The organism is Bradyrhizobium sp., from assembly GCF_019244115.1.
In the GTDB taxonomy this organism is placed as follows: domain Bacteria; phylum Pseudomonadota; class Alphaproteobacteria; order Rhizobiales; family Xanthobacteraceae; genus Bradyrhizobium.
In genome coordinates, this window is the sequence record NZ_JAFATE010000667.1 from 1 (window position 1) to 14,830 (window position 14,830).

General features: G+C 63.8%; 17 protein-coding genes and 2 pseudogenes. 14 read left to right on the forward strand and 5 right to left on the reverse strand.

The genetic code is table 11. The features are described 5' to 3' along the window. Window positions 1-48: 48 nt before the first annotated feature. Window positions 49-240: a hypothetical protein gene (locus JOZ76_RS28970; protein ID WP_291704543.1), complete on the forward strand. Its 192-nt coding sequence runs from the start codon at window positions 49-51 to the stop codon at window positions 238-240. Between the two features lie 157 nt (window positions 241-397). Then, window positions 398-589 (forward strand): annotated as a pseudogene (locus JOZ76_RS28975) (NADH-quinone oxidoreductase subunit B); the annotation flags it as partial. A gap of 60 nt (window positions 590-649) precedes the next feature. Here the strand turns inward: JOZ76_RS28975 and JOZ76_RS28980 are convergent. Then, the gene (locus tag JOZ76_RS28980; protein ID WP_291704545.1) at window positions 650-898 is read right to left on the reverse strand and encodes a hypothetical protein; all 249 of its coding nucleotides are present in this window, start codon (window positions 896-898) and stop codon (window positions 650-652) included. A gap of 155 nt (window positions 899-1,053) precedes the next feature. Between JOZ76_RS28980 and JOZ76_RS28985 the strand changes: the two genes are divergently transcribed. From JOZ76_RS28985 to JOZ76_RS29035, 11 genes are all read left to right on the forward strand, one after another. Then, entirely contained in the window at window positions 1,054-1,887 is an 834-nt protein-coding gene (locus JOZ76_RS28985; RefSeq protein ID WP_291704546.1) for a cytochrome ubiquinol oxidase subunit II, read from the forward strand. Then, a complete protein-coding gene (cyoB, locus tag JOZ76_RS28990; RefSeq protein WP_291704548.1) occupies window positions 1,877-3,880 on the forward strand; it encodes a cytochrome o ubiquinol oxidase subunit I in 2,004 nt (667 codons plus the stop codon). The genes JOZ76_RS28985 and cyoB overlap by 11 nt, the downstream gene beginning before the upstream one ends. Then, window positions 3,877-4,527, forward strand: a complete 651-nt coding sequence (locus JOZ76_RS28995; protein ID WP_291704549.1) for a cytochrome (ubi)quinol oxidase subunit III — start codon at window positions 3,877-3,879, stop codon at window positions 4,525-4,527. Before cyoB ends, JOZ76_RS28995 begins: the two co-directional genes overlap by 4 nt. Then, entirely contained in the window at window positions 4,524-4,916 is a 393-nt protein-coding gene (gene cyoD / locus JOZ76_RS29000; RefSeq protein WP_291704552.1) for a cytochrome o ubiquinol oxidase subunit IV, read from the forward strand. The genes JOZ76_RS28995 and cyoD overlap by 4 nt, the downstream gene beginning before the upstream one ends. 147 nt (window positions 4,917-5,063) lie before the next feature. Further along, a complete protein-coding gene (locus tag JOZ76_RS29005; protein WP_291704554.1) occupies window positions 5,064-5,414 on the forward strand; it encodes a hypothetical protein in 351 nt (116 codons plus the stop codon). 249 nt (window positions 5,415-5,663) lie between these two features. Then, window positions 5,664-6,323 carry a phosphatase PAP2 family protein gene (locus JOZ76_RS29010; protein ID WP_291704556.1) on the forward strand — a complete coding sequence of 220 codons (660 nt, stop codon included), beginning with the start codon at window positions 5,664-5,666 and terminating at the stop codon, window positions 6,321-6,323. 37 nt (window positions 6,324-6,360) lie between these two features. Beyond that, window positions 6,361-6,702 carry a DUF3147 family protein gene (locus JOZ76_RS29015; RefSeq protein ID WP_291704557.1) on the forward strand — a complete coding sequence of 114 codons (342 nt, stop codon included), beginning with the start codon at window positions 6,361-6,363 and terminating at the stop codon, window positions 6,700-6,702. Further along, window positions 6,702-7,160 carry a hypothetical protein gene (locus JOZ76_RS29020; protein WP_441300123.1) on the forward strand — a complete coding sequence of 153 codons (459 nt, stop codon included), beginning with the start codon at window positions 6,702-6,704 and terminating at the stop codon, window positions 7,158-7,160. Before JOZ76_RS29015 ends, JOZ76_RS29020 begins: the two co-directional genes overlap by 1 nt. Window positions 7,161-7,282: 122 nt before the next feature. After that, entirely contained in the window at window positions 7,283-8,089 is an 807-nt protein-coding gene (locus JOZ76_RS29025; RefSeq protein WP_291704559.1) for an SDR family NAD(P)-dependent oxidoreductase, read from the forward strand. A 91-nt stretch (window positions 8,090-8,180) separates the two neighbouring features. Beyond that, window positions 8,181-8,678, forward strand: a complete 498-nt coding sequence (locus JOZ76_RS29030; protein ID WP_291704561.1) for a YciE/YciF ferroxidase family protein — start codon at window positions 8,181-8,183, stop codon at window positions 8,676-8,678. 345 nt (window positions 8,679-9,023) lie between these two features. Further along, window positions 9,024-9,812 carry a 4'-phosphopantetheinyl transferase family protein gene (locus JOZ76_RS29035; protein ID WP_291704563.1) on the forward strand — a complete coding sequence of 263 codons (789 nt, stop codon included), beginning with the start codon at window positions 9,024-9,026 and terminating at the stop codon, window positions 9,810-9,812. Window positions 9,813-10,088: 276 nt separating this feature from the next. On the opposite strand, the gene JOZ76_RS29040 is transcribed toward JOZ76_RS29035, so the two are convergent. The 4 genes from JOZ76_RS29040 to JOZ76_RS29055 are packed head-to-tail and all read right to left on the reverse strand — an operon-like array spanning window position 10,089 to window position 14,088. Continuing rightward, window positions 10,089-10,988, reverse strand: a complete 900-nt coding sequence (locus JOZ76_RS29040; RefSeq protein ID WP_291704565.1) for an alpha/beta hydrolase — start codon at window positions 10,986-10,988, stop codon at window positions 10,089-10,091. Then, window positions 10,985-11,737, reverse strand: a complete 753-nt coding sequence (locus tag JOZ76_RS29045) for an ABC transporter ATP-binding protein (RefSeq protein WP_291704567.1) — start codon at window positions 11,735-11,737, stop codon at window positions 10,985-10,987. Before JOZ76_RS29045 ends, JOZ76_RS29040 begins: the two co-directional genes overlap by 4 nt. Then, on the reverse strand, window positions 11,734-12,867 hold the full coding sequence (locus tag JOZ76_RS29050; RefSeq protein ID WP_291704568.1) for an ABC transporter permease: 1,134 nt from the start codon (window positions 12,865-12,867) through the stop codon (window positions 11,734-11,736). The genes JOZ76_RS29045 and JOZ76_RS29050 overlap by 4 nt, the downstream gene beginning before the upstream one ends. A 12-nt stretch (window positions 12,868-12,879) precedes the next feature. After that, window positions 12,880-14,088 (reverse strand): acyltransferase family protein, encoded by a 1,209-nt coding sequence (locus JOZ76_RS29055; protein ID WP_291704569.1) that lies wholly within the window; start codon window positions 14,086-14,088, stop codon window positions 12,880-12,882. Window positions 14,089-14,396: 308 nt separating this feature from the next. Here JOZ76_RS29055 and JOZ76_RS29060 point away from each other — a divergent pair. Then, a pseudogene (locus JOZ76_RS29060) lies at window positions 14,397-14,830 on the forward strand (hypothetical protein); the annotation flags it as partial.

The window sequence follows — 14,830 nt, forward strand, 5'->3', positions numbered from 1 at the left end:
GCGAACGAAGCGGGCTAGCCTCCACTCTTGAGTCGTTCGGAGCCTCCGATGATCGATCCCGAGAGCGCGGCGCCAGCAAGAGGCATGCTCGGCGAGCTTGATGAAGATTCCACCGCCACCCGGGCGCAGGCGGGCTCGCGTGTCGCCCCGCGTCTCCTGCAGACGGCCAACGATGACAAGGCAGCAAGCGACGGGGATGGTCACGCGGCGGGGCGGCGCGCGCCGACAATGTGGCGTTGATCGCAGGCAAGGGCAGGCCGAACAGGCTGTCGTCGCCAGCCGGTTGACGCGCCCGAAAGCCCGTGACTTGGAACTATCAGCGCGCCGACATCCAGGGCCTGAGTGGTCACGTTCAGAAGGTGCGACGACAGGCGATCTCGCCGAACAGCACCCTGACGTCATTTCGATGGGATCCGGCGCCAACGGCGGCGGCTATTATCACTAGACTTATTCGGTCGTGCGCGGCTGCGATCGCATCGTACCGGTCGACGTCGACGTCCCCGGGTGTCCGCCGACGGCCCAAGCGCCGCTCTACGGCGTTCTGCTGCTGCAGAAGAAGATCAGACGCATGGGCACGATCGAGAGATAAGAAGAAAGCCCCGGGTCAGGGGGCTTTCGCGCCATGCTGCGGCGGAGAGTGTGCAGGCTCTCATTGTGACTTGGAGCCGGCCTGGTTCGTGCCGGGACCAACATTGCCCTGGCTCGAGGGATTGGCCGAGTTGTATTTGGCGTTCGCGCCCGTCGTCATTCCGGGCTTGCTGTTCATTCCAGATTTGGCGTTCATCTCGCTCGTCGCCGACGACTTGTGGTGCTTATGCGTCCTGGCTTGCACGGTGGACATCGGGCTGGCAAGTCCGGCGATCACCAGTGCCGCGACCGCCCATCTGATCTTCGTCATGGAAGGATCTCCTTGGTTCGATGATGCGAAGAACAAGTCCGCTCTCCTTCAATCGGTTCCTGTTCCGATCAATTTGCTGACGGCGCGCTGCGCAAAATCCAGTTTGGAACCGAAGTCCATCGCCGCCATTGCTGTTGCGGCACGGCAGAGCGTTCATGAACATTTTCGATCCACAGGGCCCGATCGCGGCCGCGGATGCGACCATATTGGTCGATTCCGTCGCGATCATGCTGGCTATCGTCGTGCCTACCATCATCGCGATTTTCGCGTTTGCGTTCTGGTTCCGGCAGTCCAACCCGCGCGCATTCTATTCTCCGGACTGGGCCTATTCGGGCCGCATCGAGCTCGTGGTCTGGTCGATCCCCGCGCTCACCATCATCCTGCTCGGGGGCGTCGCCTGGATCGGCTCGCACCAGCTCGATCCCGCGGCGTCCGTCCAGGGCACGGGCAGCCCGGTTCGGATCCAGGCGGTTTCGCTGGATTGGAAATGGCTGTTCATCTATCCGGATCAGCGCATCGCCACGGTCAACACGCTGACCGTTCCGGTCGGCGTACCGCTGAACTTCGAGCTGACGTCGGCGAGCGTGATGAACGTGTTCTTCGTCCCGCAGCTCGGCAGCATGATCTACACCATGAACGGCATGGTGACGCGGCTGAACCTGCGTGCGGACCGGGAGGGGACTTTTCAGGGCTTGTCCGCCCAGTTCAGCGGCGACGGCTTTCCGGAGATGGGATTCGACGTCCACGTCGTCTCGCCGCTCGCCTTTCCGGACTGGGTCAAGAGCACGGCGCAAAGCGACCGGGTGCTGAACGCGGACAGTTACGCCGAACTCGCACGGCAGTCGGTCGTGACCGACAAGGCGGCCTTCCGGCTCGACGACGTCAGATTGTTCGAGAAGATTTCGACCCAAAAACTTCCGCCGGGTCCGGGACCGACATTGGTGACGGAGTCCGCCCAATCCTATCTCGGAGCAGGCCATGCTCGGTAAGCTCGACTGGTCCGCGATCCCGATCGACGAACCCATCCCCTTGATCGCGGCCGGCGTCGTGCTGTTTGCCATCCTCGCCGTTCTGATCTGGGCCGGCGTCAAGGGCCATTATCCCTATCTCTGGCGCGAGTGGATCACCAGCGTCGACCACAAGCGGATCGGCGTGATGTACATCCTGCTCGCGATGGTCATGCTGCTGCGCGGCGGCACCGATGCGATCATGATGCGCGCGCAGCAGACAGTGGCGTATCACTCGAACGGCTATCTGCCGCCGGAACATTTCAACCAGATCTTTTCCGCTCACGGCACGATCATGATCTTCTTCGTCGGCATGCCGTTCGTGATCGGCTTGATGAACCTGATCGTGCCGCTACAGCTCGGCGTACGCGATGTGGCGTTTCCGACCTTGAACTCGGTCGGCTTCTGGCTGACCGCCACCGGCGCGCTACTGATAAACGTCTCGCTCGTGGTCGGCGAATTCGCGCGCACCGGCTGGCTGCCATTCCCGCCGCTCTCCGAACTGACCTATTCGCCGGGTGTCGGGGTCGACTACTACACATGGTCGCTGGAAATCTCCGGCATCGGCACGCTGGTCGCGGGGATCAATCTCGTGACCACGGTCCTGAAGCTTCGGACCAGAGGCATGACCTATCTGCGCATGCCGATGTTCTGCTGGACCACGCTCGCCTCCAATTTGCTGATCATCGCCGCATTTCCGATCCTCACGGCGACGCTGGCGATGCTGATCCTCGATCGCTATTTCGGCTTCCACTTCTTCACCAACGAAGCCGGCGGCAACGTCATGATGTTCATGAACCTGATTTGGGCCTGGGGGCATCCCGAGGTCTACATCCTGGTGCTGCCGGCATTCGGCATCTTCTCCGAGGTGGTCTCGACTTTCTCCTCAAAAGTGCTGTTCGGCTATCGCTCGATGGTGCTCGCCACCATGGCGATCTGCATCATCTCGTTCATGGTGTGGCTGCATCACTTCTTTACGATGGGCGCCGGTCCCGACGTCAATGCGATCTTCGGCATCGCCAGCATGATCATCGCGGTCCCCACGGGCGTGAAGATCTACAACTGGCTGTTCACGATGTTCGGCGGGCGCGTGCGCTTCGCGGTGCCGATGCTGTGGTCGATCGGCTTCATGGTCACCTTCATCATCGGCGGGCTCACCGGCGTGCTGCTTGCCGTGCCGCCGGCGGATTTTCTGTTGCACAACAGCCTGTTCCTGGTTGCGCATTTTCACAACGTGATCATCGGCGCGGTGCTGTTCGGCGCCTTTGCCGGCTACACCTACTGGTTCCCCAAAGCGTTCGGGTTTCGCCTGGATGAGGCGACCGGGAAGGCCGCGTTCTGGTTCACGCTCGTCGGCTTCTACGTGACCTTCATGCCGCTCTACGTGGCGGGACTGCTCGGCATGACCCGCCGCATGCAGCATTACGACGTCGCCGCGTGGCGGCCCTGGATGATCGCCGCGGGCATCGGCACGGTCCTGCTTGCGATCGGCGTCGCCCTTCAGGTCCTGCAGCTTTTCGTCAGCATCCGTCGTCGCGACGAATTGCGCGACACGACCGGCGACCCCTGGGACGGACGTTCGCTGGAATGGGCCACCTCATCGCCGCCGCCGGCATTCAATTTCGCTGTCTTGCCCAACGTGACCGGAGAGGATGCCTATTGGCGGGTCAAGGAGCATGCCCGGCGGCAGGATCTCGACAAGCGCGAGCCGGACTACAAGGATATCGAGATGCCGCGCAACTCGCCGACCGGCTTCGTTTGCGCGTTCTTCGCCACCGTGATGGGCTTTGCCCTGATCTGGCACATCTGGTGGATGGTGGGGCTCGGGGCCGTCGGTGCGTTCGCCACTTTCGTGGTCTTCGCCTGGCGCGATCACGACGAATATATCATCCCGGCCACGGAGGTCGCGCGTATCGATCGTACCAACCTCGCGGCGCGGCGCGCGGCTCTCGACCTCGCGGGGATCGCGCAATGACCGAAACCACCTTTGCCTATGCGCAGGGCGATCCCCACCGTCTGCGCGGCATCCAGCAAGCCGAAGTCGCCCACGAAGGCCCCGCGCCGAAGCGGATCGTCACCGCCTACGGCTTCTGGATCTTCCTGCTGTCCGACATCGTGATGTTCTCCTGCTTCTTCGCGAGCTACGCGGTGCTGCTGGGGCAGACGGCCGGCGGACCGAGCGGCGCGCAGCTGTTCGACCTCCGGAGCACGGCGGCGGAGACCGCATTACTGCTGCTCTCCAGCTTCGCCTGCGGGCTTGCCAGCATCGCGGCGGACGTGCGCAGCGCGCGCTGGTTCCAGGCGGCGATGGCGCTGACCTGCGTTCTCGGTCTGGGCTTTCTGATTCTCGAGGCGCGCGAATTCGCCGATCTGGTCGGCCGCGGCGCCGGCCCGACCCGAAGCGCGTTCCTGTCCGCCTTCTTCACGCTGGTCGGATGTCACGGCCTTCACGTCTCGGCCGGCGTCCTTTGGCTGCTCACCATGATGGCCCAGGTTTACGCCAAGGGCTTCCGCGCCGACATCCTGCGCCGCATGCTGTGCTTTGCCCTGTTCTGGCATGCGCTTGATATCATCTGGGTCGCCATCTTTTCGGTGGTGTATCTGATCGGGAGCGGTGCATGAGCGAGCAGATCGATCATCTCCACGACCGTCCCGACCTCGCGCCCGGCGACGAGGAGGAAGTCCGTATCGGCCCGCGGCTGCTCGGCTATGCGACCGGTCTCGGACTGTCGGTGCTGCTGACCGCAACCTCGTTTTTCATCGCAGGCACCGATCTCGTGTGGCAGCCCAGCATTCCCGTTGCGCTCGTCGTGCTCGCGATCGCGCAGATGGGCGTGCATCTGGTGTTCTTCCTGCACATCACCACGGGGCCGGACAATACCAACAACGTGATGGCCCTGGCCTTCGGCCTGCTGATCGTCTTTCTGGTGGTCGGCGGCTCGTTGTGGATCATGTCTCATCTCAATCACAACATGATGCCGATGGACCAGATCATGCAGATGGAGCGCTGATCGCTCCGGCAAGACCGGGCCTGCGAGGCCCGTCACACTATCCTGCGTTAATCGGCGTCTCGCAGCGCACGCTTGAGACTCAGGAACGTTGAATGGTCGCCCGGCGTTCTTTGTACGATGGGGGCGATACCTTTAAGGAGCGCGCCGATGACGAAGGGCGCCTTGGTGCTGCTGGTGGCTGTTGCGCTGCTTCCCGTCGGAATGGCGCTGGCGCGCGACGACGGACGCTACGCCAATTCGCCGCTGAAACCGTGGTTCGACAGCCTGAAAAGCAGCAAGGGCCTGTGCTGCTCGGTCGCCGACGGGATGGCGGTTGCCGATCCGGACTGGGATTCGAAGGAGGGCCACTATCGCGTCCGTCTCGAGGGCGACTGGATCATGGTGCCGGATGATGCCGTCATCACCGAACCCAACCGTGCCGGCCGGACCATGGTGTGGCCGGTCAAGAGTTCGCTCGGTACATCAATCAGGTGTTTTCTGCCTGGCAGCATGAGCTGACCCGAAGGGGGTCCCGGCGCGGCGGAGGCGACGGCGGGTAAAGCGGATACCGCGCGGGAGGTCGTGCGGCGGCGAGGTTCGCTGAGATGATTCTCGGCGGGGCCCTCGGCCCGCGTGCCGCGTTTGACGCTGTTTCTGCCCGACACAAGCGAACTCCGAAACGCCTTCGGCGTTATATATTCGTCATAAAACTGTCAAACTCAATGAGACCGGTGCGCGATTGCCGTCGCGATCGGTAAGGCGGAGGTCATGGCGCTTGTCACGGTAGAACCAACCAGATCCGACGTCGCTATCGCACGCGCTGTGGCACGCAACACCAACCACCGCACAGAAAAGCTCGCGCGTGGGCTGACATGGGGCGCCGACGAAAAGATTCTGCTCGCCCTCGCCGCGACCGCATGGCTCGCGACCCGGGTGAAGGGAGAGCCATTACGTCGTGCGGGCAATCATGCACTGCTCGTCACCGTCGCGGCAACGCTGCTGCCGCATGCCATGAAGCCGCTGTTTGACCAGACCAGGCCTGACCGCAGGACCGTGCTGGGTCACGTGCACGGCGTCTCGTTCTCGGGAAAACGCGACGACGCGTTTCCATCCGGCCACGCCCTGCACATGGGCGCGCTGGCGTCCGCCGCAGGCACAATGCCTGCGGGTCCGCGCCGGGCCGCTTACGCCGTGGCGATCGGCCTTTCCTTGACGCGGATCGTGGTTCTCGCGCATTGGGCGAGCGACGTGCTCGCCGGCTTCCTGCTGGGCGCATTCCTCGAACGGGCGTTGCGGCTTTGGACGGGATATCCGCTCGTGACATCCGGCAAGGAAAATGATCATGCCGGCCCTCGAACACGGAAGGTCGTGCACGGAGCGCGCCAATCGTCACCGGGCGCGCGGCAAGGACGGAGCCCGCAGCATTGATGGCTGGCTGCTCAGGTTTTGGAGGAGAGAGACAGCGGTGGAGTACGTCGCGCGTTTCCTTATCGGCGGCTTCGTCGTATCGGCCTTCGCTCTGCTTGGCGATCTGCTGAGGCCCAAGAGTTTTGCAGGCCTGTTCGGTGCGGCACCGTCGGTCGCGCTGGCGACCCTCGGCATCGCCGTCATTACGCATGGTGCGAGCTATGCGGCGCAGGAGAGTCGCGCGATGGTCCTGGGTGCGATCGCATTGACGGCCTACAGCATCGTCGTGTGCCAGCTCTTGATGCGGACCGGCATCGGAGCCCTCAAGGCCACAAGCCTTGCCTTCGTGGTCTGGCTGCTCGTGGCATTCGGTCTTCAGATGTTGGCCGGAGCTGCCTGATGCTGGTGCGAGCCTCGCCATCGGCACTGAAGGAAGGGCGATGGTACGAATACCTGATCCGCTTCGCATTGGGCGGAGCCGCGACCATGTTCGCCGGTTGGGTTGCGAGCCGCTTTGGACCCTTGGTCGGCGGGCTCTTCCTCGCGATGCCCGCGATCTTTTGCGCCAGCGCCACGTTGATCGAGACGCACGAGGCACGACGCAAGCGCGAAGCAGGGGTGAGGGGCGAGCGCAGAGGCAAGCAGGCTGCCGCCCTGGATGCAGCGGGTGCGGCCCTCGGAGGCGTCGGATTGGTGGTCTTCGCCGTCGTGTTCGCGGCTTCCGTCGAGCGCAGCCCGGTAGCAGCCTTCGTCTTTGCCTCCGCCGCGTGGCTTTCGGCCTCGATTGCCGCATGGTGGCTTCGCCACAAGCTCCGGAGCGCGCGCAACCTCGCGGCGAATAGTCGCGCGGTCGGCTGAAGGACGCCTTACACATCAACCATCAGCGCCGGAAACGGCCCTGGTTGCTGTTCGCCGGTGCAGATAGGAACGTCCGGCCCGGCCGGAGGATTGAAACCGAAGAACGCGTCCAGGAGAACGCCATGTCCGATTCAGAACAATTCGCTGTTATTACCGGGGCGTCGACCGGCATCGGCCTCGAGCTTGCACGCTGCTGTGTCCGCGACGGACTCGATGTTCTGATTGCGGCCGACGAACCCGAAATCGAACGCGCCGCCAGCGAGCTTCGCGCGGAGGGTGGCGGCGGAAAGGTCGATGCCGTGCAGGCGGATCTCTCCACCACCGACGGTGTGGACAAACTGTGCGAAGCGGCAAAGGGGCGGGCCGTCGATATCCTGATGGCCAATGCGGGGCGGGGACTGGGGCGCGCCTTCCTCGATCAGGATTTCCACAAGGTCCGCAAGGTGATCGATACCAACATCACCGGAACCGTCTATCTGATCCACAGGGTCGGCAGGGACATGCGCCAGCGCGACGCGGGACGCATTCTGATCACGGGTTCGATCGCCGGCTTCACGCCCGGAAGCTTCCAGGCGGTCTACAATGCCAGCAAGGCTTTCCTCGATTCCTTCTCCTTTGCGCTGCGCGAGGAACTCCGGGACAGCAAGCTCACCGTCACCTGCCTGATGCCTGGCGCCACCGAAACGGAGTTTTTCAAGCGGGCCGACATGATGGACACCAAGGTCGGGACCGAGGAAAAGGACGACGCGGCGGAGGTCGCCCGCGCAGGCTACGAGGCCATGATGCGCGGCGAGGGCGACATCGTGACCGGCATGAAGAACAAGATCCAGTCGTCCGTCGCCAATGTGACGCCGGCGGCCGCGCTCGCCAGACAACATCGCAAGATGGCGGAGCCCGGCACGGCCGAGCCGCCGCAGGACAGGTCGTGACGCGGCAAGGTCGGCGGATGCGGCTCGCGACAGAATGGAACATTTCGGGGGCAAGGCAGGTTATTTGTGCCTAATCAAGGGAGTGTTACCAATGGCTACGAAAGAAAAAGATCTCAACGAGCTTTTCCTCGATACGCTCAAGGACATCTATTACGCGGAGAAGCAGATCCTGAAAGCCCTGCCGAAGATGGCCAAGTCCGCGACGTCGCAGGATTTGCAAGCTGCTTTTGAGAAGCACCAAGAGGAGACCGAGGGCCATGTCGAGCGGCTCGAACAGGTTTTCGAACTCATCGGCAAGCCCGCCCGCGGCAAGAAGTGCGACGCCATCGAGGGCATCATCGAGGAGGGCAAGGAGATCATGGACGAATATGCCAACACGCCGGCGCTCGATGCCGGGCTCCTGGCAGCTGCCCAAGCCGTCGAACATTACGAGATCTCGCGCTACGGCACCTTGAAAGCATGGGCCGTGAAGCTCGACCTGAAGGATGCGGTCAAGCTGCTCGATCAGACCCTGTCCGAGGAAAAGAAGACCGACGAGACCCTGACCAAGATCGCGGAAAAGGCCGTCAACTACGAAGCCGCCGCGTGACCGAGGAGGCTGGCTGCCACTGCGCGAACAACCTGCCGACTCCGACCAGCACCATTCGTCCACGAGATCCCAGTGAAGAAGGGATAGATCGAATGGGGCAGGCGGAGTCGATGCCGCTCGCAGCGGAATGAGGTTCACAGTCTGCTGAAGCGAGGCAGGTTGTGCTCGCGCTGTCGGGCCGATAAGCTGATCGAGGTCTCGTTGCGCGAACTCGCCCTGCGGGTCGTCGGTCGCGGACAGTCGACGGAGATTTGGGGTGTATGGATCCGTACATCGCACTTGGCCGGAGCGCCTCGATGGCGCGGTGCGCGGTTCGTCGTTGAGCGATCCCGTTAGACTGGCACGATGACAGCCGATCGGCGCCCGATGGCGCTCTCCAAGGCCGAAATTCACTTGTGGCTCAGCGGCGATCGGGTGGATTCCGACAAAGCGGCTCGCTGCCGGTCTCTGCTCAGCGTCGATGAGAAGCAACGCGAGGCACGTTTCGTTTTTGAGAGGGATCGGGCGCGACATCTCCTGACCCGCACACTCGTTCGCGCGGTGCTCTCGCGATACGAGGCGGTCGATCCCGCCGACTGGGTCTTCTCGACCACAGCCTATGGGCGCCCGGAAATAGCCGGCTCGATGGCGCGGGGGCGCGATCTCTGCTTCAACGTCTCGCATACGGCTGGCCTGATCGTGCTCGGCGTGACCAGAGGCCGCGCCTTGGGAATAGATGTGGAATACTTGCAGCCGCTGGCGGATCTCTGGGGCATCGCGGAACACGCCTTTACGCCGGCAGAGGTCGCCGAATTGGCCGGTCTGCCGGCCGAGCTGCGGCTGGAGCGGTTCTTCCAGCATTGGACCTTGAAGGAGTCGTACATCAAGGCGCGCGGGATGGGGGTCTCGATCCCGCTGCAGGGCTTTGGCGTACAGCTCGCGCAAGACGGCCTGGCAAAGCTGGATATTGCCCCGCAGCTCTCCGATCAATCCAGCCGCTGGCAGCTATGGCAGACCAGTCCGGCCCCAGGCTACGTGCTGGCGATCTGCGCGGAACGCGTCCAGCAGCAGTCGCCGACCATTGTCGCGAGGCGCCTGGTCGTCTTCGATCGCGAAGAGATCATTCCGCTGCAGTTCGATCGCGTCTCACCGTAGCAGTCGGGCCAGCGCGATCGGGCTCGCGCCCTCTGCAACCAGGAGGGTTCGAGACGACGCATCACTCGGACGCGATCGCGCCGCGAGAATAAGGATCACGCCTAATGGTCATTGCCCGCGAAAGCGGGCAATCCAGTACGCCGCCGCTTTTCAGTGAAATTCCGCCGTCTCTGGGATACTGAATCGCCCGGTCGAGCGGGCGATGACATCGAGTGGCTGTTTGACAGTTAGCATGAGCCGTCGCGACGAAGCGAAGGCGGACCCCTTTCGCAACTGCTATCCGGCCTCTATCGCCGCCACGAACGCGGCGATCTCTTGAATCGCCTGGCGCGCCTCGGGCACGACCGGCGCGAGCAGGTGCCAGCAATGCGGCATGCGCGGCCACACTTCGAGCCGGCTCTTCGGATTGTCGCGGATAAGCTTCTCCGCCATCCTGACCGCATCGTCGCGCAGGATCTCGTCGCTGCCGACCTGAATCAGCACCGGCGGCAGCGAGGTTGTGTCGCCGTAGAGCGGGGAGGCGTAGGGCGAGCGCGGATTGAGGCCTGCGAGATAGAGCTCGGCCAGTTCGGGCAGCGGCTCTGTGGTCAGCATCGGATCGGCGTCTGCGTTGAGCTTGAGCGACGCTCCGGTCAGCGCGAGATCCGTCCAGGGCGAGATCGCGACGGCGGCCGTGGGAAGCCGCCGTCCCTCGTCGCGCAGGCGGAGCAGCAGTGCCAGCGCGAGGCCGCCGCCCGCCGAGTCGCCCATCACGAACAGCCGGCTGTAATCACCAGCGGTGTCGGCGAGATGCGCGTAAGCTTCGCTCGCATCATCGAGGGCGGCTGGATAAGGATGTTCAGGCGCCAGGCGATAGGCCAGCATCCAGATATTGGCATGCAGCGCATCGGCGATCCGCCACGAAAAATGCCGGTAGTGCGCGGGCGAGCCGGCCATGTAGGCGCCGCCATGCAGATAGAGCACGTGGCGGTCGGCACGCGACTTGTCGGTCGCAACCCGCTGCACGCGGATCGCGCCCGTCTTCATGTCGATCGATCGGCTGCGCCGAGGCGGACGCGGCACCAGGGGGGCCATCGCGCGCATCCGCGCGCGCCAGGCCTCGACGTCGAACTGACGGCCGCGGCGCTTGAGAAAGACGCGCAGTCCGAGCCGCGCCAGTTCGGCACGCAGGCTCATGATTCGCTGCGGAGCGCCGAGATCGGACCGAACGGCGCGATCTTTGGCAGGCGCGTCGGCTCGGCCTCGGTCTGGTCAACGAGCAGGCCATCCTCGATATGGATGATGCGGTCGGCAAACGGAACGATGCGGGGATCATGGGTGACGACCAGCACCGCCTGCCCGCGCTCATGGGCTGAGTCCGCCAGAATTTTCAGGATCGCCCGGCCATTGTCGCCGTCAAGCGCAGCGGTTGGTTCGTCGGCTAGCACGACGGCGGGGTTGGTGACGATCGCGCGCGCGATCGCCACGCGTTGCTGCTCGCCGCCGGAGAGCTCGCCCGGCCGCGTGTTCACCTTGTGCGCTAGACCGACGCGCTCCAGCGCCTCGCGCGCGTGCTGCCTGGCGCGCTTGCCACGCTCGTGGCGGATGTCGAGCGCAAGCTGCACGTTCTGCGCCGCGGTCAGGGTCGGAAACAGATGGTAGGACTGGAACACGAAGCCGATATGGTCGCGGCGGATCTTTGCGAGGCCCTCCTTGTCGGCCTCCGCCGTGACGGTGCCGGAGATGGTGACGGTCCCCGCGGTAGGCGTCAGCATGCAGCCGAGCACCAGCAAAAGCGTGGTCTTGCCGCTGCCGGACGGGCCCATCAACAGCGTCAGCTCGCCGCGCCTCAGCGCAAGATCGATGCCGCGCAGCGCCTGCACTCTTCGGGCGCCGCTGCCAAGGGTCATCGCCACGTCCCTGGCTTCGATGATGACCTCGCTCATCGCATGAACACCATGGCTGGATCGATCCGCACGACGCGAAAGATCGCGCCGAATGCCGAGATCACGCACATCAAGACGGTGAGGGCGGCAAGGGCTGCGACCAGCCAGGGCGTGATCACGATCGGCAGCGCGCTCTTAGCCGTCATCTGGACGACCAGCGCGCCGATGGCGGAGGCGACCGCAAAGCCGATCACGGCGTTGATGAGGGCCTGATAGATGATTACATGGTAGATGTAACTGTTGGCCGAGCCCATTGCGCGCAGGGTGGCGAACTCGCTCAGATGGTCCTTGGTCGAGGAATAGAGCGTCTGCGCGACGATCACGGTGCCGACGATCACGCCGAGCAGGGCGCCGGCGAACAGCGCCGCGCCTGCGCCGGTGCCGAACAGCCAGAACGAACGGCTGCGGTCGCGGAATTGTGCCGTGGTGAGCACTTCGGCATCGCCGATCTCGCCGCGAATAGCCGTGATGGCCTTGTCACGGTCGGCGTCCGGCTTGAGCCGCACCAGGAGATCGCCGACCCGGTCGGGCGGCGTTCCGGTCAGGCTGCGCGCGTTCTTCAGATCGACGAAGACGTAAGGCGTCGTGGTGAAGGAGCGGATGCCATCGGTCAGCGCGACCACCTTGATCTTTTTGCCGCGGATTTCCGCGGTCGAGCCGACGCCACTGATACCGAGCCGCTCGAAATAGCTGCGGTCGACCGCGACGCCAAAGCCCTGCGACAGCGCCTGCACGTTGCCGTCGATGACGTTCCAGGGCTGCAAGGCGCCATCGTGCAGGTCGGAGCCGACGATGAACACCGGCGTCATCTCGCCGCTGTCGAGCCGCCAGTCGGAGAAGCCGACCACCAGCGGCACCACGGTCGCGACGCCGTCGATGCCGGCGACGCGACTACGCAGCTTGAGATCGAGCAGCGAGGGATCCTCAAAACTCTTGGCATTTTTCGGCACCACCCACAGGTCAGCGGCGGCGTGGTCGATCATGGTCGTGACCATGTGGCCGAAGCCGAGATACAGCCCCATCTGCACCATCACCAGGACGACGGAAAAGACGATCCCGACCATGGTTGCGATGAAGCGCAGGGAATCATGAAACAGGTTTCGGGACGCAAGCGTGAGCGTCAATGCCATCGGGCTATCCCCTCATCGACGCTGGTCCGCGACCGTTCCCTTGCTGGCCCACACCGGCAACAATGGAACGAGCGACCGCAGGCCTGTGCTCGCGGCCCAGCTTGCGCCGAGCGCGAGCGCGAAGACGATTGCGCCCTTGGCGACGGCGGAAAGGGCTACCGCCAGCAACGCATATTGCAGCCAGACTACGGCGACATAATGCAACAGATAGATGCTGTAGGCGTTCGCGGAAAGACTATCGAGGATACGATCGCGACGGTTAAGGAAGCGCAGCGCGATCGCAAGCAGGCTGAGCACGCCGCTCGCGCAGGCCGGCGGAAAGGCGAGCGCTGCCATCAGGCGGTAGGCGAACGGGCTCGCATTCCAATCCGGCAGGGTCAGCGAGGTGAGCAGTCCCCAGGTGGACATGGTGACAATCGCGAGTGCGAGCAGCAACAGCCAATGCCGCGACAGCGCGCCAGAGCTTTGCAAGAGGCCGCGATCAAATCCCCGGCTGCCAAGCGCGAAGCCCGCGAAGAAATAGACCAGATAGGTCAGCGGCCGGCTGAGCTGGACCGCGAACGGACCAAGGCTCGCCCAGTCCCAGGCCGAGAAGGCGAGCGCAAGCGGCACATAGGAAAGCGTGGAGACCGCAACAAGCGCGACGAACACCGCCAGCGGTCGGTCGCCGAGCCGGGCGGCGAAGCTGCTCAAGGATTCCAGCCATCGCGGCGCGAACGCCTGCAGCGCGGCTGCGATGGCGGACAGTACGAAGAGCTGCCACAAGAACCAGGCCGGGCCTGCGGGCCACATCGGCAAGTCCAGCCAATGCCGGGCGAACGCATCGAGCGTCGGATCGGCCGCCGTCGTGAGATAGGACGCGAAATAGGCCAGCGGCGCGAGGATCGCGGCGGCAAGCAAGAATGGCAGGCCAATGCGCCAGCAGCGGTCCGACAGATAACCGAGGGCACCTTTGCGGTTCAGGCTCGGCGCGGTGAACACGCCGGCCAGGAAGAACATCAGCGTCATCAGGCTGACGTCCTGCCAGGCGCAGAACAGATCGAAGCCGAAAAAGCGCTCGCGATCGATGATCGGAAAGGCCACCCAACGGTACGGCGGTTCATCGAACGGAAATGGCTGCGCCGGTTGCGACGCCAGATAGGGCAGTACGGAGTGGAAGGCGACCACGATGAGGATGACGACCGCCCGCAGATTGCTGAGAGGAACGTGGACGCGAGGCATCAAATGGCACCTCTTCGGCTGGGAAGAGTCCAGCGTGGAATTAAGCGCGGCGTCCTGGAGCTATCAGCCTCGGAACCGGCGGGGAACCAACGTGGAATTCATCGTCTCGTTCCGTTGAATGAGTGCGATAGATGGAGCATGAGCTGCATTAGCTTCGCGCCTGCAGCACACTTGCATCCCGCCGGGATCGCTAAGACCTTTAGGAAAGGTGGCGAACAATTGCGAAGCAGGCGGATGGGTGAACAACTCCTGAATGATCAAGGTGACAGAGTCGCTTGCGGCGAGCAATGTAGGAGGTCGTGCTGTTGATGACCGCTTTCATGCGCACCATCGGTATTGATTATTCCGGCGCGCAGACCGCCGAAGACGAGCTGACGTGGCTTCGCGTCTATCTGGCGGATAATGATTCGCGGCCGGTGGAAGTGGTGCCCCCGAACTTGCGAAAATATTGGAGTCGACGCGGTATCGCCGAATGGCTCGTCGAGCGGCTTGCCGAGGATCGGCCGACCCTGGTCGGCATCGATCATGGCTTCTCCTTTCCGCTCGCGTATTTCGAGGCTCATGACCTGTCGCTGGATTGGCCCGCTTTCCTCGACGATTTTCAGCGCCACTGGCCGACCGACGACAGGAGCATGTATGTCGACTTCATACGGGAGGGCGTATGCGGCAACGGCGCCGCGCGGCAGGGACAGACGCGCTGGCGCAGATTGTGCGAGGTGCGGGCCGGCCGCGCGAAATCCGT